The sequence below is a fragment of the Flavobacterium sp. genome (genome assembly GCF_041911335.1).
Lineage (GTDB): Bacteria > Bacteroidota > Bacteroidia > Flavobacteriales > Flavobacteriaceae > Flavobacterium.
This window is the reverse complement of the sequence record NZ_JAYRPD010000014.1, coordinates 1-23,140: the sequence shown is the minus strand read 5'-3', so window position 1 is coordinate 23,140 and position 23,140 is coordinate 1. Positions and strand designations below refer to the sequence as shown.

26 protein-coding genes, 1 tRNA gene and 1 pseudogene are annotated in these 23,140 nt (G+C 32.7%); 14 read left to right on the top strand and 14 right to left on the bottom strand.

Annotation, left to right across the window (positions count from 1 at the left end; translation table 11 throughout):
• Nucleotides 1–65: 65 nt before the first annotated feature.
• A complete protein-coding gene (locus ACE3PD_RS01500) occupies nt 66–428 on the bottom strand; it encodes a DUF983 domain-containing protein (RefSeq protein WP_374398860.1) in 363 nt (120 codons plus the stop codon).
• Between the two features lie 3 nt (nt 429–431).
• Nucleotides 432–671 carry a hypothetical protein gene (locus ACE3PD_RS01495; protein WP_374398859.1) on the bottom strand — a complete coding sequence of 80 codons (240 nt, stop codon included), beginning with the start codon at nt 669–671 and terminating at the stop codon, nt 432–434.
• An 80-nt stretch (nt 672–751) separates the two neighbouring features.
• On the opposite strand from ACE3PD_RS01495, the gene ACE3PD_RS01490 reads away from it, so the two are divergent.
• Nucleotides 752–2,314, top strand: a complete 1,563-nt coding sequence (locus tag ACE3PD_RS01490) for an FAD-dependent protein (RefSeq protein ID WP_374398857.1) — start codon at nt 752–754, stop codon at nt 2,312–2,314.
• Between the two features lie 101 nt (nt 2,315–2,415).
• On the opposite strand, the gene ACE3PD_RS01485 is transcribed toward ACE3PD_RS01490, so the two are convergent.
• Nucleotides 2,416–2,862, bottom strand: a complete 447-nt coding sequence (locus ACE3PD_RS01485) for a cold-shock protein (RefSeq protein ID WP_374398855.1) — start codon at nt 2,860–2,862, stop codon at nt 2,416–2,418.
• Between the two features lie 298 nt (nt 2,863–3,160).
• Here ACE3PD_RS01485 and idi point away from each other — a divergent pair, with 298 nt between their 5' ends.
• The 7 genes from idi (at nt 3,161) to ACE3PD_RS01450 (ending at nt 6,971) form a co-directional block, all read left to right on the top strand.
• Complete coding sequence (gene idi / locus ACE3PD_RS01480) at nt 3,161–3,688, top strand: isopentenyl-diphosphate Delta-isomerase (protein WP_374398853.1); 528 nt, start codon at nt 3,161–3,163, stop codon at nt 3,686–3,688.
• A 48-nt stretch (nt 3,689–3,736) separates the two neighbouring features.
• Complete coding sequence (locus ACE3PD_RS01475; protein WP_374398851.1) at nt 3,737–4,147, top strand: 6-pyruvoyl tetrahydropterin synthase family protein; 411 nt, start codon at nt 3,737–3,739, stop codon at nt 4,145–4,147.
• A gap of 2 nt (nt 4,148–4,149) precedes the next feature.
• Complete coding sequence (locus ACE3PD_RS01470) at nt 4,150–4,602, top strand: peroxiredoxin (RefSeq protein ID WP_374398849.1); 453 nt, start codon at nt 4,150–4,152, stop codon at nt 4,600–4,602.
• 195 nt (nt 4,603–4,797) lie between these two features.
• A complete protein-coding gene (locus ACE3PD_RS01465; protein WP_374398847.1) occupies nt 4,798–5,757 on the top strand; it encodes a type I phosphomannose isomerase catalytic subunit in 960 nt (319 codons plus the stop codon).
• A 57-nt stretch (nt 5,758–5,814) separates the two neighbouring features.
• The gene (locus ACE3PD_RS01460) at nt 5,815–6,084 is read left to right on the top strand and encodes a hypothetical protein (RefSeq protein ID WP_026724519.1); all 270 of its coding nucleotides are present in this window, start codon (nt 5,815–5,817) and stop codon (nt 6,082–6,084) included.
• Between the two features lie 75 nt (nt 6,085–6,159).
• A tRNA-Thr gene (locus ACE3PD_RS01455) sits at nt 6,160–6,233 on the top strand.
• A gap of 201 nt (nt 6,234–6,434) precedes the next feature.
• Nucleotides 6,435–6,971, top strand: coding sequence for a hypothetical protein (locus tag ACE3PD_RS01450; RefSeq protein ID WP_374398845.1), 537 nt, complete (start codon nt 6,435–6,437; stop codon nt 6,969–6,971).
• 84 nt (nt 6,972–7,055) lie between these two features.
• On the opposite strand, the gene ACE3PD_RS01445 is transcribed toward ACE3PD_RS01450, so the two are convergent.
• The 6 genes from ACE3PD_RS01445 to ACE3PD_RS01420 all read right to left on the bottom strand — a co-directional run bounded on the left by ACE3PD_RS01445 (nt 7,056) and on the right by ACE3PD_RS01420 (nt 12,188).
• The gene (locus ACE3PD_RS01445; RefSeq protein WP_374398843.1) at nt 7,056–7,826 is read right to left on the bottom strand and encodes a DUF4369 domain-containing protein; all 771 of its coding nucleotides are present in this window, start codon (nt 7,824–7,826) and stop codon (nt 7,056–7,058) included.
• A gap of 149 nt (nt 7,827–7,975) precedes the next feature.
• Nucleotides 7,976–9,835, bottom strand: coding sequence for a peptidase M61 (locus ACE3PD_RS01440; RefSeq protein WP_374398841.1), 1,860 nt, complete (start codon nt 9,833–9,835; stop codon nt 7,976–7,978).
• Nucleotides 9,836–9,887: 52 nt separating this feature from the next.
• Nucleotides 9,888–10,169 carry a TIGR03643 family protein gene (locus ACE3PD_RS01435; protein ID WP_374398839.1) on the bottom strand — a complete coding sequence of 94 codons (282 nt, stop codon included), beginning with the start codon at nt 10,167–10,169 and terminating at the stop codon, nt 9,888–9,890.
• A gap of 57 nt (nt 10,170–10,226) precedes the next feature.
• On the bottom strand, nt 10,227–10,508 hold the full coding sequence (locus ACE3PD_RS01430) for a TIGR03643 family protein (RefSeq protein ID WP_194094952.1): 282 nt from the start codon (nt 10,506–10,508) through the stop codon (nt 10,227–10,229).
• Between the two features lie 138 nt (nt 10,509–10,646).
• The gene (locus tag ACE3PD_RS01425; protein WP_374398836.1) at nt 10,647–11,249 is read right to left on the bottom strand and encodes an alpha-ketoglutarate-dependent dioxygenase AlkB; all 603 of its coding nucleotides are present in this window, start codon (nt 11,247–11,249) and stop codon (nt 10,647–10,649) included.
• A gap of 33 nt (nt 11,250–11,282) precedes the next feature.
• Nucleotides 11,283–12,188 (bottom strand): EamA family transporter, encoded by a 906-nt coding sequence (locus ACE3PD_RS01420; RefSeq protein ID WP_374398834.1) that lies wholly within the window; start codon nt 12,186–12,188, stop codon nt 11,283–11,285.
• Nucleotides 12,189–12,330: 142 nt separating this feature from the next.
• On the opposite strand from ACE3PD_RS01420, the gene ACE3PD_RS01415 reads away from it, so the two are divergent.
• Together ACE3PD_RS01415 and ACE3PD_RS01410 are read left to right on the top strand one after the other, a co-directional pair.
• Entirely contained in the window at nt 12,331–12,927 is a 597-nt protein-coding gene (locus tag ACE3PD_RS01415; protein WP_374398832.1) for a murein L,D-transpeptidase catalytic domain-containing protein, read from the top strand.
• A 55-nt stretch (nt 12,928–12,982) separates the two neighbouring features.
• Nucleotides 12,983–15,082, top strand: a complete 2,100-nt coding sequence (locus tag ACE3PD_RS01410) for a TonB-dependent receptor domain-containing protein (protein ID WP_374398830.1) — start codon at nt 12,983–12,985, stop codon at nt 15,080–15,082.
• On the opposite strand, the gene ACE3PD_RS01405 is transcribed toward ACE3PD_RS01410, so the two are convergent.
• From ACE3PD_RS01405 to htpG, 3 genes are all read right to left on the bottom strand, one after another.
• Nucleotides 15,083–15,481, bottom strand: a complete 399-nt coding sequence (locus tag ACE3PD_RS01405; RefSeq protein WP_374398828.1) for a DUF2721 domain-containing protein — start codon at nt 15,479–15,481, stop codon at nt 15,083–15,085. It abuts the gene before it with no gap.
• Between the two features lie 87 nt (nt 15,482–15,568).
• A complete protein-coding gene (locus tag ACE3PD_RS01400) occupies nt 15,569–15,769 on the bottom strand; it encodes a hypothetical protein (RefSeq protein WP_374398826.1) in 201 nt (66 codons plus the stop codon).
• 83 nt (nt 15,770–15,852) lie between these two features.
• Entirely contained in the window at nt 15,853–17,736 is a 1,884-nt protein-coding gene (gene htpG / locus ACE3PD_RS01395; protein ID WP_374398824.1) for a molecular chaperone HtpG, read from the bottom strand.
• A gap of 168 nt (nt 17,737–17,904) precedes the next feature.
• On the opposite strand from htpG, the gene ACE3PD_RS01390 reads away from it, so the two are divergent.
• From ACE3PD_RS01390 to ACE3PD_RS01380, 3 genes are all read left to right on the top strand, one after another.
• Nucleotides 17,905–18,381, top strand: a complete 477-nt coding sequence (locus tag ACE3PD_RS01390) for a lipocalin family protein (RefSeq protein WP_374398822.1) — start codon at nt 17,905–17,907, stop codon at nt 18,379–18,381.
• Between the two features lie 6 nt (nt 18,382–18,387).
• A complete protein-coding gene (locus ACE3PD_RS01385; RefSeq protein ID WP_374398820.1) occupies nt 18,388–19,083 on the top strand; it encodes an OmpA family protein in 696 nt (231 codons plus the stop codon).
• A gap of 75 nt (nt 19,084–19,158) precedes the next feature.
• Nucleotides 19,159–20,079: an ABC transporter ATP-binding protein gene (locus ACE3PD_RS01380; RefSeq protein WP_374398818.1), complete on the top strand. Its 921-nt coding sequence runs from the start codon at nt 19,159–19,161 to the stop codon at nt 20,077–20,079.
• Between the two features lie 52 nt (nt 20,080–20,131).
• On the opposite strand, the gene ACE3PD_RS01375 is transcribed toward ACE3PD_RS01380, so the two are convergent.
• Nucleotides 20,132–22,543 carry a prolyl oligopeptidase family serine peptidase gene (locus tag ACE3PD_RS01375; protein WP_374398816.1) on the bottom strand — a complete coding sequence of 804 codons (2,412 nt, stop codon included), beginning with the start codon at nt 22,541–22,543 and terminating at the stop codon, nt 20,132–20,134.
• Nucleotides 22,544–22,660: 117 nt separating this feature from the next.
• On the opposite strand from ACE3PD_RS01375, the gene ACE3PD_RS01370 reads away from it, so the two are divergent.
• Nucleotides 22,661–22,993, top strand: coding sequence for a YegP family protein (locus tag ACE3PD_RS01370; protein ID WP_300094781.1), 333 nt, complete (start codon nt 22,661–22,663; stop codon nt 22,991–22,993).
• Between the two features lie 24 nt (nt 22,994–23,017).
• On the opposite strand, the pseudogene ACE3PD_RS01365 reads toward ACE3PD_RS01370, so the two are convergent.
• A pseudogene (locus ACE3PD_RS01365) lies at nt 23,018–23,140 on the bottom strand (IS982 family transposase); the annotation flags it as partial.

Below are 23,140 nucleotides of genomic sequence, written 5' to 3'. Positions count from 1 at the left end.
AAATAATTTGAGAAATTCAAAAAATAAAAAATTCAAATTCTTTAAATAGAATTTGGATTTTCTTTTTACATCGAATACTCCTTAAACATATAAATCCAAATAATTCGCGATAGTTTAATATTGACTAAGGTTAGACTTAAAATTACAATTCCAATTATTGGGATAATTCGCAAATCAAAGGTTTCTTCAAAGAAAGGCATGCAAATGAAGTAAGTAATTAATGCTTCAGCAACGCCAAGTCCGTAGCTTACAAACATTGCTCCAAAGAAAAAACCAGGTTCTTTTTCAAATTTTGTTCCGCAATTGGAGCAATTTTCATGCATTTTTGGAAAACTAAAGCTAAAATGCAACAATCCTTTTTTAAAAATCTTTCCTTTGTTGCAATTGGGACATTTGTTTCCCAACATATTGATAATCGTATGAATCATAATTTAATTTGCGGTGTAAATTTCTCCGCGATGTGGTTTTAAAATATCTCTAAAGGTAATCATATCTTTTTCATCTACCACAATATAAGCAATCGCGTGCATTTCGTTGATGATTTCAAAACCTGTTTTTTCTAAAGTGATTTTTTCTTTTACTAAATATTCGTTTAAATGAACATCATGATGTTCCGCTGTTTTGGCTGCGGCTTCACCTCTAAAATCCCAAATTAGTTTTATTTTTCGCATTTTGTAAGTTTCAAAGAAGCAAAGTTACAAAGTCAAGTTTCAAATTACTATTTTTGCAGCATAATTAACAAGAATACATTATGCCACGCGAATTTCAATTTCAAGTTTCACCCGAAGTAGCTGCCAACGAAAGTTTGTTAGCCCAACATGTAGCGAAGTTATTTCAGGTTAGCCCAAAAGAAATTCAAAAAGTGGTGGTTGTAAAACGTTCTATTGATGCGCGTCAGAAAGCAATAAAAATCAACATTAAAGCGAATGTTTTTCTAGTTGGAGAAGCATATGTTAAATCTAAAATCGAATTGCCTGATTATCCCAATGTTGCCAACAAACAAGAAGTAATTGTAGTAGGAGCAGGTCCGGCCGGATTATTTGCTGCTTTACAATTAATTGAATTAGGTTTAAAACCTATCGTTTTAGAACGCGGAAAAGATGTTCGTGGTCGTCGTCGCGATTTAAAAGCGATTAATCGTGATGGTATCGTAAACGAAGATTCCAATTATTGTTTTGGAGAAGGCGGTGCCGGAACGTATTCGGATGGGAAATTATATACACGTTCTAAAAAACGTGGTGATGTGGATCGAATTTTGGAACTTTTTGTTGGTTTTGGAGCTACGCCAGATATTATGGTAGAAGCACATCCTCACATTGGAACCAACAAATTGCCTCAAATTATTCAAGATATTCGAGAAAAAATTATCGAATGTGGCGGACAAGTGTTGTTTGAAACGCGTGTGACCGATTTTGTTATCAAAAACAACGAAATGCAAGGCGTTGTCATTCAAAATGGAGATGTGATTTCGGCTAACAAAGTCATTTTAGCTACTGGGCATTCGGCTCGTGATATTTTTGAATTGTTACATAAAAAAGGTGTTCATATCGAAGCCAAACCTTTTGCTTTAGGCGTTCGAGCAGAACATCCACAAGAATTAATAGATCAAATTCAATATTCATGCGATTTTAGAGGCGATTATTTACCGCCAGCACCGTATTCGATAGTAAAACAAGTTAATGGTCGTGGAATGTACTCGTTTTGTATGTGTCCCGGTGGTGTTATTGCGCCTTGCGCTACAGCACCAGGCGAAGTGGTTACCAATGGTTGGTCGCCTTCTAAACGTGATCAAGCTACTGCTAATTCTGGAATTGTGGTGGAATTAAAGTTGGAAGATTTTAAACCTTATGAGAAATTCGGACCTTTAGCGGGAATGGAATTTCAAAAAGCTATCGAACAAAAAGCATGGTATTTGGCTGGAGAAACTCAAAAAGTTCCTGCGCAACGAATGATTGATTTTACTCAAAATAAAGTTTCAAAGGATATTCCTAAAACATCCTATGTTCCTGGAACTACTTCGGTAGAATTAGGACAAGTTTTTCCTGGATTTTTAACCCAAATCATGCGAGAAGGTTTTGTACAATTTGGCAAATCAATGCGAGGTTACATGACGAATGATGCTATTTTACATGCGCCAGAAAGTAGAACATCGTCTCCAGTTAGAATTCCAAGAGATAATTTCTCATTGGAACATGTGCAAATCAAAGGGTTGTATCCTTGTGGAGAAGGAGCTGGTTATGCAGGAGGTATAATCTCAGCCGCGATTGATGGTGAAAAATGTGCGTTGAAAATTGCGGAGAGTTTAGGAGTATAAAAAAGACACGAATTTCTCGAATTTTCACTAATAATCCTTTTCATAAACAAAAAAAATCACAGCTTTCACTGTGATTTTATTTTTTGGGATAAAAAGGGAAATTATATTTTTTTAACGTTTACAGCATTCATGCCTTTAGCGCCTTTTTCTAAATCGTAAGTTACTAAATTGCCTTCTTTTACGTCATCAATTAAACCGCTGATATGTACGAAGTATTTTTCTCCTGTTTCTACTGCTTTAATGAAACCAAAACCTTTAGAATCGTTGAAAAAATCGATTGTTCCTCTGCGTTCTGTAGGAGCTTCTTCCGCTTCTGTTCTTCTAGAGATGCCAATTTCGATGCTTTCTACATCTACTACAATTCTTTTTGATGGATCTGGAGGAGTGCTTGTTAAGTGCCCGTTTTCGTCTACATAGACATATAAATCTTCTCCAGATAATTTTGGATTGGCTTTACGAGCTTCTTTTTTTTCTTGTTTTTCTTTACGCTTTTTTGCTCGAAGTTTTTCTTGTTCTTTTTTGTTAAAGGTTTCCTGTGGTCTAGCCATTAAATTTTAGGTAATTTAAATTAGTATTTGTTTTAAAAGTAAAAGGATAAAAACACACAAGCGAATAAACAAAAATTTATAAAGTACTTTTATTCAAAGTATTGCGAGAAGAAATTGATATCATTACTAATGTTACAAAGGTAGTGAAAAAAACGTTCATTTTACGAAAGCATATCATTTTTAAGTTTGAGTGCTTTTTGGAATTCACTTATTCAACACACGTTAAACTTATCACAAACTCAAAAACTAGCTTTCAATCCTTTCTTTTTTCGTATTTTTGACAAGCATTATAACCTATATGATAGAAGAACAAGTAATTTTAGTCAACGAACAAGATGAGCCGATTGGACTCATGAATAAAATGGAAGCTCACAAAAAAGCCGTTTTGCACAGAGCTTTTTCCGTGTTTATTTTGAATGATAAAAACGAAGTGATGTTGCAACAACGCGCGCATCACAAATACCATTCACCTCTTTTGTGGACGAACACTTGTTGCAGTCATCAACGCGCAGGCGAAACCAATATCGAAGCTGGAAAACGTCGCTTGTTTGAAGAAATGGGTTTTCAAGCTGAATTGAAAGAATTGTTTCATTTTATTTATAAAGCACCATTCGATAACGGTTTAACCGAACACGAATTGGATCATGTAATGATTGGATACTATAATGAAGCTCCGATAATCAATCCAGATGAAGTGGAGAGTTGGAAGTGGATGACCATTGAAGCTATCAAAGAAGATATGATTGAAAATCCTGATGCTTATACCGTTTGGTTTAAGATTATATTTGACGAGTTTTATCACTATCTAGAAGATCATAAATTATAAATTTCAAAACCACTATTCTGAATACAAATTTCTAAATTCTAAATTGCCATGAGAGTAACTGTTTCGAGAAAAGCCCATTTTAATGCTGCGCATCGTTTGTATCGCAAGGATTGGTCTATGGAAAAAAATCAGGAAGTGTTTGGAAAATGTAATAATCCGAATTTTCATGGCCACAATTACGAATTGATTGTTTCGGTAACAGGTGAAGTGGATAAGGAAACAGGTTATGTGATTGATACTAAAATTTTATCCGATTTAATCAAAGAACATATTGAAGAAGCGTTTGATCATAAAAATTTGAATGAAGATGTTCCAGAGTTCAAAGATTTGAATCCAACAGCCGAACATATCGCTTATATTATCTGGAACAAACTTCGTGTTTTAATTGATGCTGATAAAGAATTGGAAATTACGTTATACGAAACACCAAGAAACTTTGTAACTTATAAAGGCAACTAATTATGGCAATTCAAATTGGAGATAAATTACCAAGTTTTAAAGCTACAAAGCAAGACGGAACTGCTTTTGAAAGTCATGATATACATGAAAAACCCGTTGTAATTTACTTTTATCCAAAAGATTTTACGCCAGGATGTACCACACAAGCATGTGGTTTTAGAGATGCGTATCAAGATTTTCAAGATTTGAGTGCTGAAGTAATTGGGGTTAGTGGTGATTCAGCTACTTCTCATCAAAATTTTCAACAGAAATACAAATTGCCTTTTATTTTACTTTCGGATGCTGATAGAAAACTGCGTCATTTATTTGGTGTTCCAACGGCACTTTTCGGATTGTTGCCCGGACGCGTAACGTATGTTTTTGATGCTAAAGGCTATTGTATTTATATTTTTGATAGTATGAGTGCGAAAAACCACATTGAAAGAGCATTGGAAGCGATTCAAAAGGTAAAATAAAAATCTGTTTTACACCCCTAAAGTCCCCTCGAGGGGACAATACTTTCTAACTATTTTGTCTTTATACTATTTTCAGTTTGAAATTTTCTTTGAAATATCATAATTTCTGAATTTTCATTACGCTTATTGCTTTACAATTTTCATCTCTAGCATATTTTAATTGTTTTTCGCATCTTTGTACTTCACTATTTGACTATGAAGTTTTATCCTTTAACGTTTACACCGATACTTAAAGACCGCATTTGGGGCGGAACCAAGTTGAAAACTTATCTCAACAAACCCATAGTTTCTGAAACTACAGGCGAGAGTTGGGAAATTTCAACCGTTCCTGGCGATATTAGTGTGGTTAACAATGGTGTGCTTAAAGGAAAAAACATCAACGAAATTATCGATTTGTTTCCGGAAGAAATTTTAGGAAAATCTGTCGTTACTCGTTTTGGAAAACAATTTCCATTGCTTTTTAAATTCATTGATGCTAAGGAAGATTTGTCCATTCAATTGCATCCGAATGATGCATTGGCTAAAGAACGTCACAATTCTTTCGGGAAAACCGAAATGTGGTATGTAATGCAAGCAGATGAATCGGCGCGTTTGGTGATTGGATTTAGAAAAGATTCCAATCAACAAGAATATTTAGCGCATTTAGAAAATAAAAATCTAATAGATTTACTAAACGAATATCCTGTTTCTAAAGGCGATGTGTTCTTTTTAGAAACTGGAACAATTCATGCCATTGGAGCAGGAGTTGTGGTGGCGGAAATTCAACAAACGAGTGATGTTACCTATCGCATTTACGATTGGGATCGAGTAGATGCTAATGGAAACGGAAGAGAATTGCATACAGACTTAGCTTTAGAAGCAATTAATTACAATGCCACTCATTCTAAAATTGAATATAAGGAAGAAGCCAATCAAAGTACTTCAGTGGTAAATTGTCCTTATTTTGTCACTAATATTATTGCGTTACAAGATCGTTTTATTTGGAAGCGCACCCAACAAGCTTTTACCGTTTTCATGTGTACCAATGGTCAATTTGAAATGATTGTAAATGGAGAAATCCTGCGTTACCGAATGGGCGACACGATTTTGATTCCGGCATGTATTGAAAATTTAACGGTTAGAGGAAAGGCTACTTTGCTAGAAATTTCGATATAATGTATTGAGAACAAAATATATTATGTAATTTTGCTTCAAATTTTAAATTTATACAAAATGGCAAGCGTTAAAAACTTGAAAAAAGAAATCAACTACGTTTTAGGGGATATTGTAAACATTGTTTACATTTGGGAAATGTCTACAGCTGGAAAACCAACTGAAGCATCTGATAAATTAGTTGATGAAATCTACGAAACTTTTGATACTTTAATGACAAGAGCGAATCAAAAAGACGTTGAGAACAAAAAAGCGCATTTTAAACAAATCCGTAAAGATTACGAAGCGGCTGCAAATCAATTTGTTGCGAAAATAAACGAATTAAACTAAAAAATTGCGATAAAAAAGTGCAGATTTTTTTTGGAAATTTAATTTTCAGAAGTATATTTGCACCGCAATAGAGTTGCCGGTGTAGCTCAGCTGGCTAGAGCAGCTGATTTGTAATCAGCAGGTCGTGGGTTCGAGTCCCTCCATCGGCTCTAAAGTAAAACCATCACAGCAATGTGATGGTTTTTTTGTTTTTGGGTGTTTTATATTGTTTATCACGCGAAAGGATTCGCACTGTAGCAGAGAGGCTAGAGTTACTGTTTTTTGTTTTATTTAATTTTAATAGTAGAAACTTTTATATATTTGATAATAGGTTAGTTAAGACATATTTAAAGGCACATAAAAAATTAATTATGATTTATATAAATATTAAAAGGCATTGGTTTAAGCTCATTTCAACTTCGATATTAATTTTAATTTGTTATCCTGTTTTTTCTCAAGATCTAAATCCTGAAATACTTGATAAAATATTTGAAGGTGGAGAATCATTTACAGCACCACTAAAGAATGGACAAATTGAATCGTTGAGAAAAGTTAAACCAGGAAAAGATACTTGGCTTTTTTCTAAGTTGGAGGAATATCAAAGAAATTTGAGCTCAAAAAATATTATATACGGTCAAATAATTATGCCGAATAAAGATGAATCATCTTATTCTTATAATCTATTTGCATATGATATTAAAGAGGAATCTTACTACTTTGTAGCTATTGTGTCTTTTAAAATTTTGGAAAATGATGTAAAAATTAATGGTTCATATTTATTTACAGAAGATAAAAGTTTAAAGAATTGGTGGTATGTAATGTTGGAATTTTATAAGAGTGAGAATGTAAAAAAAATACCAAAAAAATATATTTACCAAATTTGTCCTCCATCTCCTTTCAGAGAATGATTTTTATCAAGTAAAGTCTTTATTTTAGCAACAATAATATAGTATAATTATAAAAAAAAGCGGTCAGTTTCTGACCGCTTTACTTTATTTCTGAACTTCAATTTCTTTTCTCTTCTTAACATACTCATTTAGCATTTTTCCATATTTCGATTTTGCTACTTCTGGTGTCATGCTTTTTTGAATGGTATCTAGATAATACGTATTAATGTCGGCAATTTCTGAAAGTGCTAAATACGGTGCAATTTCTTTATTTGCGTTGCTAACTGCAAAATGAGCCGTATAGCGATACTTTCTTTTTAATAGCTTTTGGTATTCGTTTTCGATGCTATCTGTGGTTGTTGGGTTGGGTTTTAATTCATTTTTCAAACGTTTTGCCATTAAGGCTAAGTTTTGATCTCTGAATTTACTATTTAAGCTGTCAAATTTTTTCCATAAATCATGATTCTTAGAACCTGTAACTTTGGCATCAGCAAAAAAGTGTTTTAAGGTAGTTTCTATTTTAATTTCTCCTGGTTCTGCAAAGAAAGGTAAACTGTTGTCTATTGAATTCGTCTGTCCTCTGTCTAAAAACAAATACAACATTTCTGGACTTTCTAATGTGATGTGACTTTCAAACTTCGAATCTCCATTAATTTTAATACTGTCTAACGTAATTAATACAGAATCTTGTAATCTTTGCAAATATAATTTTCCTTGGCTCAATCCTTTTACGTCACCCGTGATGTGAACATTAGCATCAGGATTAACGTCTTCTTTACATGCGATAAGGGAAACAACGGCTACTAAAGCTAAAACTATCTTTTTACTCATGATATTATTTGTTGTATTTTGGATTTCGTGAATCTTCGATTTCATTGTGAATTTTTAATTTGTGTTTGCAAAGTAAATAAAAAAATCCTCAAAATACTAAGTACTTTGAGGATTTTCAAATGCAATATCAATTGCGAAATTCAAGTTCAAGTTCAAGTTCAAGAATCAAGATATGTGACTCTTCAAACTTAAATTTAGCCTCTCAACCAAGCTTCGCGAACTGCTTTTTTAGTAGCATCTGTTGATTGGTAGCCGTCTTGTTTTTCTTTTGGCATTACTACTTTTCCTTTTACGATTTGCTCTTTGCCGTCTCTTTTAATTTTAACGGTAATAGCGTCTCCATCTTTCCAGTTCATGCTTGCCATGATTAAATCGTAGATATTGTCTAAGTTGTAAGTCTTATCGTTAAAAGCTAAAAGCGTATCGTTGTTTTTTAATCCTAAAGTAGTCATGAATACATTTAATTCGCCATCAGGCAAAATCATGATTTCTTTTGTACTAGGATTTACTGTGATGTAAGGTTCTCTTTGTCCTTTTAAGAATGGATTTCCTGCTACTTCGATAGATGCTTCTGTAACTCCCATTTTAGCAAAATATTGTTCGTATGGAATTGGAGTTTCTCCTGCTACGTGGTTTTTTAAGAACTCACCAACCGCTGGGTATGTTAACGAAGTGATTTTAGCGAATAACTCATCGTCTTTGAACGCTTTTGTTGTTCCGTATTCTTTGGCTAATTCTTGCATTAGATTTAAAATGCCTTTTTGCCCGTTGCTATTTTCTCTAATTAAAATATCCATACACATTGCAATTAATGCTCCTTTTTGGTACACGTTTAAGTATTGGTCTTTGTATGGAGGATTCAATACGTTTTTACTCATTTTGGTAAAACTCATATTGTCATTCATTTGGCGCGATTGTGCAATTTTTCCAGCCATTCTTTCAAAGAATTCCCCTTCTTCAATTAGTCCTTGGTTGATTTGGAATAGGTTTGCAAAATATTCGGTTACCCCTTCATACATCCATAAGTGTTCTGACATTTGGGGGTTGTTGAAGTCGAAATTTTGAATTTCAGTAGAATGAATCGTCAATGGTGTTACAATATGGAAGAATTCGTGCGAAACGACGTCTTTTAATTGCTCTTGAAGCATTTCTAAATTCATAACTTCAGGCATTACCACTGTTGTAGATGTTGGGTGTTCTAAGGCTCCAAAACCTTTTGCATCTTTTGCTTCCACATCTGCTAAGTAAAGTAAGATTGCGTATTTTTTTGTAGCATTGATAGGACCTAGAAAACGTTTTTGCGCTTTCATCATGTTTTCCATGTGAGGTGTAATTTGTTCGGCTGTATATTTACCTGTCGGAGAATACACGCTGATGATGATGTCCATATCGTCAATTCTGAATGTAGTAAAATCAGGTTTAGAATACATGATAGGCATTTCCACTAAATTGGCGTATTTTGGCATGTAGAATACATCTAAAGTAGTACTTGGGTCAGCGTCTGTCATGGCAGAAACTCCAGTTAATGTCTCGGGATGTTGAATGGTTAATTTGTATGGTGTTTCTTCTTTTCCTTTGAAGTATCCGATAAAACCGTGTGTATTTAACATGAAATTTTCACCCGCTTTGATGTTGGTTCCCGCTGGAGAAAAAACATCTTCGCTTTCGCCAAAACCAGCTCCACTTTCAGTATCAAAAGTATCGTTTACTAAGTAAGTAATTTTGCTCAATTTGGTAGCATCTGAAATGCGATATGAGTTTTCGTCGATTTTGGCCACATTTAAAGCCTTTCCTTTACTGTCAAATGCTTTTACATTTTCGATAAAGCGACCGTAATCGTCTTCTGAATAGGTTCCAGGAACTGTTTTAGGAAAGTGATAGGTTACGGATTCAGTAGTAAATGTTGGTGGGGTCACGCTCACCATTACTTTATCGTCTTTAACATTGATTAAATCGATGGTAACTGCTACATCATTTTGTTTGGTAGTCGTTTGCGTTGGACTACAGCTCCATAAAAATCCCACTAAAGCTAGGGAAAGCATTATTTTTTTCATCTTATCAATATTGAATTACCAATAAGTAGATAAAATGGCGGTAATGTTACAATTAACGTTTGGAAATTTTATTGCCTGTAATTTGTCTTTGCAGTTTGCATTTGAATCGGTCAATGCCACTAGTGCGAAGTTTTGCATGCTTAGTTGATCTGCCTTGCACGCGTTCGCGCCACATTCTAAAGCTGGATGGTTTCATTTCGCGACGCATGATTTCAATGGTCTCTTGTTCGGAGATTCCAAATTGAAATGTAATGGCTTCAAAAGGCGTTCTGTCTTCCCAAGCCATTTCTATGATGCGATCGATTTGTGATTCGGTGAATTGTTTCTTTTCCATGAAACAAATTTCTGTATAAAATGAAAAAACTCTTGTTGAACAAGAGTTAATTTTTTTTTAATCGAATTTATTTTTGAAATAATATTTGCTGTCTAAGTCTTCGTCTTCCAATTCGTTATATTTTATTGGTTTCGGTTTTGGCTTACTCGCAGTCACTTTCTTTTTCCAAAGTTCAAAATTATCTTTGGACAATCTTTTACGCATTAATTCGGTAACTTCGTTTTCTGTTACTCCGAATTCCTCTTTTAAAACTTCAAAAGGTTTTTTTTCCTCTTGAGCCATGGCAACAACTCTATCTAATGTTTCGTTGTCGAATTCTGAGATTTTCTTCTTTTTCATGAAGTAAATACTATTTCTGTCTAGTTTATTGGTTAATAATTCAATATTAGTAAAAAAATAAATTCAAAAATTAGGCCAAATACTTTTTCTGAAATTTTTAAAAATTTTCTAAAGATGGTTGTAGTTTTTGAGGAATATTTACAGAATTGTTCTAAACGTTAAATTTATTCTCGGATTTTTAGGTTGTGTGGCTTTTGGAATTTGGTGTTTGTAGTGAATTTGGCTTCCTTCTTTCATCAATAATAAACTTCCGTGGTTTAGATTTAAGTTCATTTTTACTTCTGAATTGGTGATGTGTTTTAACTGAAACTTGCGTTCTTCCCCAAAACTTACTGATGCAATTATGGGATTTCGGCCTAATTCTTTTTCATTATCAGCATGCCAACCGTTGCTGTCTTTTTCGTTTCTGTATAAATTGGCTAAAACTGTGGTGAAATTGTGTTCGGCTATATGTTCCACTTTATCTTTGATGAACATCAATGTAGGATTCCAAGCGTGAGGTTGCATCGTTAATCCTGAATACGAATAGGGTTTTCCTTCGTTTCCGAATAAGCATGTTAATCTAGGTTGAGCTATTTTCTTTCCAAAAATGGTAATATCGTCTTGTTGCCAAGGTGTTTCATTCATCAATTTATCCCATAAAAGATCGGCTTCTTCTTTGAAGAAGAAATTCGGATAAAATTCAAAAACCGCATCGGGTAATGGTAAAATTATTTTTTCTGATGGAAATAAATCAAGCATAAAAAAAGCGATGAATTACATCGCTAATTTACTTTATTTTTTCTTGAATTGTATGTTCATAATTACTATTGCGGCAATAATTAACAGAATTCCAATCCATTGAATTAATAAAACTTGTTCGTTTAAAAGGAAAAATGCCATCATCACCGAAACAGGTAATTCTAAAGAAGAAACGATACTTCCTAACCCAATTCCTGTATGAGGAAATCCTGCGTTTAATAACATAGGTGGAATTATCGTGCCGAATAATGCCAATACAATTCCCCATTTTGCAAAAATTTCAAAGTTGAAAGGCGTAACTTGAGTGTATATACTGAATCCAAATACGATAACTGCTCCTCCTAATAGCATATACAAACTTCTTTGCGCTGACGAAATTCCCAATGCTACTTTGTTAGCTGTAAACATTGTTGTCGTAAAAGAAGCAGCAGCTAATAAGCCCCAAAATAATCCGTTTGCCCAATCGATTGTTGGGTCATTGAAATCAATTTTAAAAATATTGATAGCTAATGCGGTTCCAATTAATACAATGATTACTGAAATTATTTTTTGAAATGAAGGGGCTTTTTTGTCTAAAAACCATTCTAATAAAACGCCCATCCAAACGGTTTGCATCAATAGTACAATTCCGATAGAAACGGGAATGTATTTTACCGCTAAATAATAGAAAACACTTGTCATCCCTAACGAAGTTCCTGCTAACATTAAGTGAAAAATGTTTTTTGGAGAAGCTTTTGCTGCTTTGTTTTTGTTTTTGGTTCTTTGGAATAGATTGATAATTAAAATCCCAATAATTCCTAAAATGAATTGAGACGATGTTACTTCGGCTGTTGTAAAATCTTCTTTATAAGCTAATTTTACGAATGTAGCTAACATTCCATAACTCGTTGCTCCTAATGCAACAAGTAAAACTCCTTTGATTATATTGTTGTTTGACATATCCTAAATTTTAAGGGGCGCAAAGATAGGGAATTTGAATTTAGAATTCAGAATTCAGAATTCGGAACTTTAGTAAGAATTTAACATCATCGTTTTAAATAAAAATCAAAAAGTTGAGTTATGTCATTTTAATCTCATTTCTATGAAACACTTTTTACTATTGATAGCAGTTTGTTTTTTATGTTGCAATAATTCAGAAGTTGAAACTTTAGCAATAAAAGATTATAATTCATTTCATAAAGAGGCAGAAACTTTTTGCAAAGAGAATGATTATAATGAATCGTATTATTTTTTAGTTGATTTGAGTGTGCATTCTGGGAAACATCGTTTTTTTATTTATGATTTTGAAACAAAAAAAATCGTAGATAAAAATTTAGCAACTCATGGAAGTTGTGATCAATTTGAAGAAAATCCAGACAAGTGGAAAAAGGTGAAATTTGACAATAGAGTAGATAGTCATTGCTCGATGAAAGGCAAATATAAAATCGGCAATCGCGATTATAGTTCGTGGGGAATCAACGTAAAATATTGGTTGCACGGATTAGAAGCAACTAATAAAAATGCTGTAAAAAGAGTAGTGGTTTTGCATTCTTGGTCGCAAGTAAAGAATAAAGAAGTGTATCCCAAATATTCTCCTTTGAGTTGGGGTTGTCCTGCAGTTTCCAATGAGTTTATGGGAAAATTAGATGAACGTTTGCAAAATTCTGAAAAACCTGTTTTGTTATGGGTTATAGAATAATTTTGTTTGTAACAAAATAGAAAAAAACCTACTAATGATAAAATAAACCATTACAATGAGAAATTTTTTAATTTACCTTTTTATTTTAATCTTTCAATTTTCAATAGCTCAAGAAGAAACAGCTAAAGACAGCACAAAAACAACAGAATTAAAAGAAGTCGTAGTACAATCTAAAAAGAAAAGTATCGAACAAAGAGCAGATAGAACCATATTTGATTTTTCTGAACAAAGTCATTTAAATTCAGGTTCTTTAATGGAAGGATTAAAAAAGTTGCCTGGATTAATAGTTTCTGATGTTGCAGGGATGATGTATCAAGGAAAACAGCTAGAGGTGTTTATGGATGCAAGGCCCCTGAATATATATTCTAATGAATTAACATCATATTTAGAAAGTCTTCCAGCAAATTCAATTGAAAAAGTAGAAATAATTACGCAACCTGGTGCCGAGTTTCCTGCTACTTCAGGAGGTGCTATTATAAATATTGTAACTTCTAAAAACGCTAAAAAATATCTTTCTGCAACGTATTCAAACGGATATAGTTATACCAATTACGATAAATCACGTCATCGATTTAATAATAGCTTATTAGTTAACGCAAAAAATAAATGGTTTGGCTGGCAAGTACAATTAGGTCAAAATTATAACAATGCATATCAGCGTACAAATTTTGCAGATGGAGCAACAGTGCTTTCTAAAAATATAACGGATAGAGAAAATCGTTTTTATTTTTTTAAAACTGGTTTAAAGTTCGATTTGAAAAAGGATAGATTTTTAATTAATTATGATTATACGACATCAAATAATAGAGCATTAATTGATGCTGAGGGTTTTGGATTTGAAACTAGTGATAAAAGTAAAAACAAGCTTAATAGGAATGATGTAGCTTTGAATTATCAAAAGCGATTTGATGATGTAACTAAGAAATTAGATTTTAGATTTAATGTTAATTCAGTTACGAATAATTTTGATTTGACTAATAGAGTTTCTGGGAATTCAGTTTTAGATAATGGTTACAATCAATTATTTTATCAATTTAAAACCGATTATTCACAAGAGTTTGATTTTTTAGAGAAAACAAAATTTTCTACTGGAGTTTTAGCGGATAAATTAGAATTTGAAGCTCAAAATTTAGGTGCAACCAATTTAGATTATCAAAGAACAACTTTAGCAGCTTATTCTGAATTTCAATCTACTTATAAAAAGTTTGATTTTATTCTGGGTGGAAGATTGGAATCTTATTCTATTGAAGGAGATACGGATACAGGGGATTTGGTTCCGTTCAATCAAACACGATTTTTTCCTAATGCTAGTATTCAATACAATATAATTCCGCAGGTTTTTGTAAATGCAAATTATAATAAAAAGATTAGTTTGCCTAATACATCTGCTTTAAATCCAAATAATACCAATTATCAAAATCCAAACGTTTCTTTTTATGGTAATCCAAATCTAGAACCTACAATTTTTGATAATTATGAATTTAAAATAAGTGCTTTTGAATACTTTTTTATTGGATATTCTCGCAGCGATGCCAATAATCAAGTAATGAATAGAATAATTGTTGATGGGGCTGGAGCCGCTAGTATTTCAGAAAATATTCCGCAAGTAACGATTCATAATTTTAATTTGGGTTTGCCAGTTCCATACATGTTGTTTACTAAAGGATTAAAAGAAACATTGAAATTTAATTTTAACCCAGATGAAATTAATTTCTTATACTTATATGTTGGTCATCAAAAGCATGTTTTACCAGATGTAAATGAAAAAGGTTTGTGGTTCTTTAATGTCATGTCGCAAATTGTTTTGCCTAGTAAAATTAAGTTTACTGCAAATTACAATACTTCATCGACGGGAGGAAATTATTACTATTATAAAAATAGATCCCCTTTTAGTCAGCAATTAGATGTTACATTTGCTAAGAAATTCTTAGATAATAATTTGTCTGTTTCACTTTATTGCAACGATATTTTTAATACAAATAAGCAAGGATTTAACGCATTGGGTACAAATTTAGTTTATGGAAGTAAAAATGATTCAAGACGAGTTGGAATTACTTTGAATTATAAAATTCCAACTAAAAATAAATTAGCAAAAGAAGAAGGGAATATTTTAAATAATGATAAAAAAGATGACCAACCAGCAATAGGTAATTGATTACTCTATATCTTCAGTTAAATCTTTTAAGTGAACTCGTAAAGCATTAACAGAAATACTAATTTCCCAAAACGAAATTCCTAATGAAATCAATAAACAAAATAAGCTACCTCCAAAAAGGTAAATGCCAAAATCTCCATGATTTACATAAAGTAGTAACATTGCAAAAACAGACAAGAACAAACACATCACTCCGAAAAGCTGCATGTAACGAATTAATGTTAATCGTAAGTTTAAGTTTTTAATTTCTAGTAAAATGCTTTTATTGTGATTATCGTCGTAATTTTTCTTTAAGTTACGAATGATTTGCGCAATTGTTAAAAATCGATTCGTGTAAGCTAATAGGATTAACGAAGTTGCGGAGAATAATAAAGCTGGTGTTTCGATTGAGAGTGTCATACTATTTTATAAAAAAATAAAATTACAAAAAAATCCTGAGAGGTTATAGAAACCTGTCAGGATTAATAATTAATTTTAAATTTATCTTTAGGCTTTCAATAAATTCTTTTTTGCAAAAGCATAACTAAAATAAATTATACAAATTAAAGTAAAAACAATTCCTGTCATCATAAAAAATTCAAAAAAGCGTATTGAAGCGGTTGGTTCTTTAACATCGCCATCTGCAATAAAACCAATAGTGGTAGTTAAAAATGCAATATTTAAGATATTTAAAATTTTTTTCTTCATAATTGGTGTGTTTAATACCTTTTTAACGGCATAAAATTAACTTTAGTGTGCTTTCTGAAATCTTTTTTCTGAAAATTAGAAATTTACTTCAGCGTCTCAAAACTTCTCTTCACAAAAGCAGTCAACTCTTCTCCTTTTAACAATCCTTGAGAAAGTTTAGCTAAATCTAAAGCTTGTTTTACTAAGTCTTTTTGTGCGTCTTCTGAACTGTTTAAAATAGTAGTGGCTAATTCTGAATTCGTATTCACCACTAAATTATACATATCAGGAAAATTACCCATACCAAACATGCCACCACCGCCAGTTGCACTCATTTCTTTCATTCTACGCATGAATTCAGGTTGTGTGATGATGAATGGTGATGTATTGCTATCTAAATTTTCCAATTGAACGGTGTAGTTTTCTTTTGGAACTACTGTTTCAACAGCCGATTTTAGTTTTTCTTTTTCGTCATCCGATAATTTCGAAATTGTTTCTTCTTCTTTCTGAATTAATTTATCGATATGATCTGCATCAACTCTAGCAAAAGTTAAATTCTCGTTATCCGCTTCTAATTTTTGAATCAAATGCGACACAATTGGTGAATCTAATAACAACACTTGATAGCCTTTTTCTTTTGCAATGTCGATGTAGCTGTGTTGTGCGTCTTTGTTCGAAGCATATAAAACTACTAATTTTCCGTTTTTGTCGGTTTGGTTGTCTTTTAATGCTTCTTTTAATTCGGCTAACGTGTAATATTTGTCATCCGTTGTTGGATATAAAACGAAATCGCCTGCTTTTTCATAGAATTTTGGTTCCGAAAGCATTCCGTATTCCAATACCACTTTGATGTCGTTCCATTTTTGTTGGAAGTCTTCACGGTTTTCGTTGAATAATGATTTCAATTTATCAGCAACTTTTCTCGTGATGTAATTTGAAATCTTCTTCACATTACCATCGGCTTGTAAGTACGAACGCGATACGTTCAATGGAATGTCTGGCGAATCTACCACACCTTTTAACATCATTAAAAATTCAGGAACAATTCCTTCTACATTATCAGTTACGAATACCTGATTTTGGTACAATTGGATTTTGTCTTTCTGAATTTGTAAATCCGATGATAATTTTGGAAAATATAAAATTCCAGTTAAGTTGAACGGATAATCTACATTCAAATGAATGTTGAATAACGGTTCGTCAAATTGCATTGGATACAATTCGCGATAGAAATTTTTATAATCGTCTTCCGATAAATCACTTGGTTGTTTTGTCCAAGCCGGATTTGGATTATTGATGATGTTATCTACATCCACATATTCTGTTTTGTAATCATCTGGAGCATTTTCTGGTTTTGGAAGTGCTTCTTTTTTTGTTCCAAACTTAATCGGAATCGGCATGAATTTGTTGTATTTGGTCAACAATTCACGGATTTTAAACTCTTCTAAAAACTCTACTGAATCATCTGCAATATGTAAGATAATTTCAGTTCCTCTTTCTGTTTTATCGTGAGGTACTAAAGTAAATTCTGGACTACCATCGCATGTCCAATGTGCTGCTGGTTCGTCTTTGTATGATTTGGTGATGATTTCTACTTTAGAAGCCACCATAAACGCCGAATAAAATCCTAAACCAAAGTGACCAATAACGCCTGAATCTTTGGCAGAATCTTTATATTTTTCTAAGAATTCTTCTGCACCTGAGAACGCGATTTGGTTGATGTATTTTTCTACTTCATCGGCTGTCATTCCTAAACCTTGGTCGATTATGTGTAGTTTTTTACCTTCTTTATCGATTTTTACTTCGATTTTAGGATTTCCATACTCCACTTTTGCCTCGCCAATGCTGGTTAAATGTTTTAATTTTAAAGTAGCGTCGGTTGCATTCGATACTAATTCACGAAGAAAAATTTCGTGGTCACTGTACAAGAATTTTTTGATAAGGGGAAAGATGTTTTCTACTGAAACATTGATTTTTCCTGATGCCATATTTAAAATTTTAAGTTAAACAAATTTTTGTTTTTGGGTATTCAAATTCAGTACCAAAACATGAAATATGACAAATTGACGTAGTAATTTAAATATATTTTTGTGTGATAGATTGTTTTAATTCCAAAATAAATGAAGTAAATTTGTAAGAAAGTAAATAATAGAAAAATGAAAAAAAGTGCACTATTCTTACTATTAGCTATCGTCTTTATTGGCTGTAAACCAAAAGAAACGATTACGAGTACAAAATTGGATAATAAGACCGAAGCAGCTATCAAAGGAAACTGGAGAATAGCGTCGGTTAACTTTCCAGGTTCAGAATATTTGAAGGTTACTTCCTTTAACATTGCGGATGCAAAGTGTTTTGAAGGAAGTCAGTGGAGTTTTGTTTCTAATAATAACAAAGGAAATATGCTTTTAGATAAAGTTAATTGTCCGTCTTACAGCAGTAATATTACTTGGTACATTAACAAAGACGGATTTATGGTAATCAAATTTTTAACGGAAGGGGTAAAGGCAAAGCATACTGATTCTGGTTATATTTTAAGAGTTGCCAATGTGAGTGCTTCCTCATTTCAGTTAATTGATAAAGTAAATGTTGGTGGGCAATTTGTTGATATCGTATATAATTTTGAAAAAAAATAAGAACATATGAAAAAGATAGCCATTTATTTAGTAGCAGGAACATTAGTAGGTAATGTCATTTTATCAGGATGTAGTTCGGTCAAGAATGCTAATAACACTCAGAAAGGAGCTGTTATAGGTGCTGTAGGTGGAGGTGTTTTAGGTGCGGTTATTGGTAATAATGTTGGTAAAGGAGGAAACGGTGCTTTAGGTGCTGTATTAGGAACTGTTATTGGCGGTACCGTTGGTGGTATTATTGGAAATAAAATGGACAAACAGGCTCGTGAAATTGAAACTGCTTTACCAGGAGCACAAGTAGAAAGAGTGGGAGAAGGTATTCGTCTTGTTTTAGGTGAAAACTCTGTAAACTTTGATTTTAATAAAGCTACTTTAACAACTAAAGCAAAACAAAATTTAGATAAGTTGGTCCCTGTATTTAAAGAATATGCCGATACTAATATTAAAATTTATGGTTTTACCGATAGTAAAGGATCTGATGATTACAATTTGAATTTATCCAGTCAGAGAGCAACAGCTGTTAAAAATTATTTAGCGACTAAAGGTTTAGTTTCTAGTAGATTTACTGTAGTAGGCATGGGAGAAGCAGAGCCAATAGCAACAAACGATACAGATGCAGGTAGAGGTTTAAATCGTCGAGTTGAGTTTGCTATTGTAGCTAATGATAAGATGATTGAAGATGCTAAAAAAGAAGCCGGAAAATAGTGTTAATTCATTTAAAAATTAATAGAGCTGCTCTTAGGAGTGGCTTTTTTATTTGTAATTTTGAAAAAAAAAGAAATGCTGACCGTTAGAGATATTTCCTTTTCCTATAATGATACTCTCAATTTAAATTCGATTTCGTTAAGTTTAACTAAAGGAAAAAACTTGGCTTTAATTGGTGAAAGTGGGTGTGGAAAAAGCACTTTGTTAAAATTAATCTACGGCTTATATGACCTAGATGAAGGGCAGATTTTTTGGAATGATACGGAAGTGTTAGGTCCGAAATATCATTTAATTCCAGGAATGCCTTTCATGAAGTATTTGGCTCAAGATTTCGATCTAATGCCATTTATTACTGTTGCAGAAAATGTAGGGAAACACCTTTCAAATTTCTATCCTGAGGCAAAAAAAGCTAGAATTGCAGAGTTACTTGAAATTGTTGAAATGACTGATTATGCTAATGTTAAAGCTAAATTTCTTAGTGGTGGTCAAATGCAACGTGTAGCACTGGCTAGAGTTTTAGCTTTAGAACCTGAAGTTTTATTGTTAGACGAACCTTTTAGTCATATTGATAATTTCAGAAAGAATAGTTTAAGAAGAAAGCTATTTGGTTATCTGGAAGAGCAACAAATTACTTGTGTTGTTGCTACTCATGATAGTACTGATGTATTGTCGTTTGCCGATGAGGTAGCTGTTATTAAAGATGGAAAAATTATTGAAAGCGGTATTCCAAAATTCATTTACGATAATCCAAGAGACAAATATGTAGTTTCATTATTTGGAGATGTTAATGAAATTGAAATTAATGGAGAACTAAAATTTGTTTATCCGCATCAATTAAAAGTGGTATTGAATTCTGATTTGAAAGTTGAGATTGTCAATTTTTATTTCAGAGGAAGTCATTATTTAATGGAAGCGAAATATGGTAATCGAATTTTATTTTTTGAAAATGATACGATTTTGGAGAAAGGGGAAGTGGTTTGTTTGAAAAGGATGTAAAAAAAAGACCTTCAAACAATTGCTCAAAGGTCTATTTTCTATGTTCAATTCTCTAATTTTTTAAATATTTTTCTAAGAATTGGTCTTGTTCCCATAACAAATGTAAAATGTTTTCTTTGGCAACATAACCGTGACTTTCTTTAGGTAAAATCACTAATCTTGCTGGACCGCCTAATCCTTTTAATGCTTGGAAATAACGCTCCGATTGTAGCGTGAAAGTTCCAGGATTGTTATCCGCTTCACCGTGTACTAGTAATAAAGGTGTTTTCATTTTCTCTGCATTCATAAAAGGCGACATAGTGTTGTACACTTGCGGAACATCCCAATAATTACGTTGCTCGCTTTGGAATCCGAAAGGCGTTAACGTTCTGTTGTAAGCACCACTTCTTGCAATTCCACATGCAAATAAATTAGAATGTGTTAACAAGTTAGCTGTCATGAAGGCACCATAAGAGTGACCTCCAATGGCTACTTTTTTACGATTGATGTAACCCAATTTATCCACTGCGTCAATTGCTGCTTCTGCATTCGCAATTAATTGAGGAACAAATGTGTCGTTTGGCTCCGTAGTTCCTTCTCCAATGATTGGGAAAGCGGCATCGTCTAAAACAGCATATCCTTTGGTTACCCAATAAATGAATGAACCATAGCTTGGGAAAGTAAATTCGTTAGGGTTTTTATCGTTTTGTCCTGCCGAATTTTTGTCTTTGTATTCTGCTGGGTAGGCCCAAATTAACAAAGGTAATTTCTCTTTTTTCGTTTTGTCATAACCTGCTGGCAAATAAAGAGTTCCTGAAAGTTCAACTCCATCTTTTCTCTTGTATTTGATTACTTCTTTGTGTACGTTTTTAATACTTTCGAATGGATTTTTGAAAGCGGTAATCGGCGTTAATTTATTTTTCGATTTGATGTTTCTGAAGTAGTAATTTGGATATTCATTTTTAGATTGAATCATTACCAATACGTCTCCTTTTTTGAAATCTTCAATTGACATCAAATCTTCTTTTTTGTCTTTCATGTTGGAAGTGTACAAACGTGTTTTTTTCAACGTATTGAAATCATACTCGTCAATAAAAGGAAACTGTCCTTCTTTTGTGTGTCCAGCACCTATTAAATACCCTTTGTTGTTTTCTACAGCAATAACATATCTTCCAAATTCATTCTTTTTCATTTCGAAATTTCCTGGATCTGAGTAGATATCTTGTGAATTTCTATCTTCGATAATTCTTGGAGCTACAGTCAAATTCGAAGGGTTGAATAAATACGCTTTTGTGTTTCTTGTGTCGTACCAAGAATCTGCTACAATTGCAATGTTATCATTTGCCCACATAATGCCCGCATAACGTTGTTGGGTTTTGATTAAGCTTGTTGGATTCGACGTAAATGGCGCTTCCCATAAGAAAACTTCATCTCTGAAATCTACTTTTACCGCTTGGTCACCACCGTCTAAAGCTTCAACAAAATATAAAGTTGCTGGTTTGTCGGCTCTCCATCCCATGCTTCTTTTGCCTTTTCTTACTGATGAAAAACCTTTTGGCATGATTTCGGTTAAAGGTACTTCGTTTACCACTTTTATTTCTTTTCCATTCGTATCGTAAACCGATGTTTTTTGAGGGAAACGGCTTAATGGTACTATGTAAGAATATGGTTTTTGAATGGTAGTTAGCATCAGATAATTTCCGTCTGGAGAAAAACTTTCTCCTGCATAAATGTCAGCAGTTTTAAATAAAGTTGCATTTCCAGAAAGACTAACTTTATATAATTCTGAAGTGACTAAAACATCAAAATTAGCTTCATCTGTTTTATTTTTCAATAAATCTTGATACGTTCTGTTTTGTGATTTTGAACCATCGCTAGTTGAAACTGTTGGTCCTTTTGGAACATCTTTGTTGCTATCGATTAACGCTGGACGGTTTTTAGGTAACATTTTAACCAATAAAGTTTCGTTGTCCTTCATCCAGTTGAACGGACTTCCAAGATTCGCATTCAAATTATCCGAAGTTAATTTTTTAGCGGTTGCCGTTGCTACATCAATTACCCAAAGTTCAACACCTTGATTAGTAGTATTGGTAAATGCAATTTTCTTTTCGTTTGGCGACCAGGAAACATTCGTAATTCTAGCATTTGCAGGTAATCCGCTAACTTGAATTTCGTTTTTATCCTTAATTTTTCTAATCTTTAGATTGTTGATATACGTTACCGTACTCGAAATATTAGTAACAGGATTAATACGTAATCCACCTAATTTCATTTCGGTCTGATTTAAGTCATCTAATGTTTTGTACGTATTTCGATAACTTAAAAGCATGTATTCTTTCTTGGTGTCCATACTTACCGATGGCGCTCTTTCATAATCAGCCAAAGCTAAAATTTCTGCTGATGGCTTTTGATACGTTACATTTTCTTGTGCTATTGTGGAGAATGTTCCCACAAAAACAAACAAAGAAAGGAGTTTTAGTTTCATTGTTTTTGGTTTTATAATTGGCACTAAAATTATTTTTTTAGTTACAATTTTTTTACAATTATTTGTTAATTTTTCTTACCTTTATAATTCGTTAAAACAATAAAAACACTTTAAATTATGGGAAAATTTGTAATTTCAACAAGAAAAAACGGAGAATTTCAATTTAGCTTAAAAGCTGGTAATGGTCAAGAAATCTTAGCTAGTGAAGGTTATACAACTAAAGCAGCTTGTTTAAATGGCGTTGAATCTGTGAAGAAAAATTCGCAAGTAGAAGCGCGTTTTGATAAGTTAGAATCTAAGAACGGTAAATTCTATTTTAATTTAAAAGCTACTAATGGTCAAATTATTGGTACAAGTGAAATGTATGAAAGCACTGCTTCAAGAGACAACGGAATTGCTTCAGTAGCTAAAAATGCTCCAGATGCTTCTGTTGATGATCAAACAGCGTAAATTTAATAAACCCGTTGGGTGAAATTAAATGATTTGAATTTTGATATTATTAATTGGTCTGTCAAAGATAAATTTATTGATATATTGCACTAATGTTAGAGAGGTTATTTTTGCTAAAATTCTAGTTTTAAAACCTTCAAAAGATTT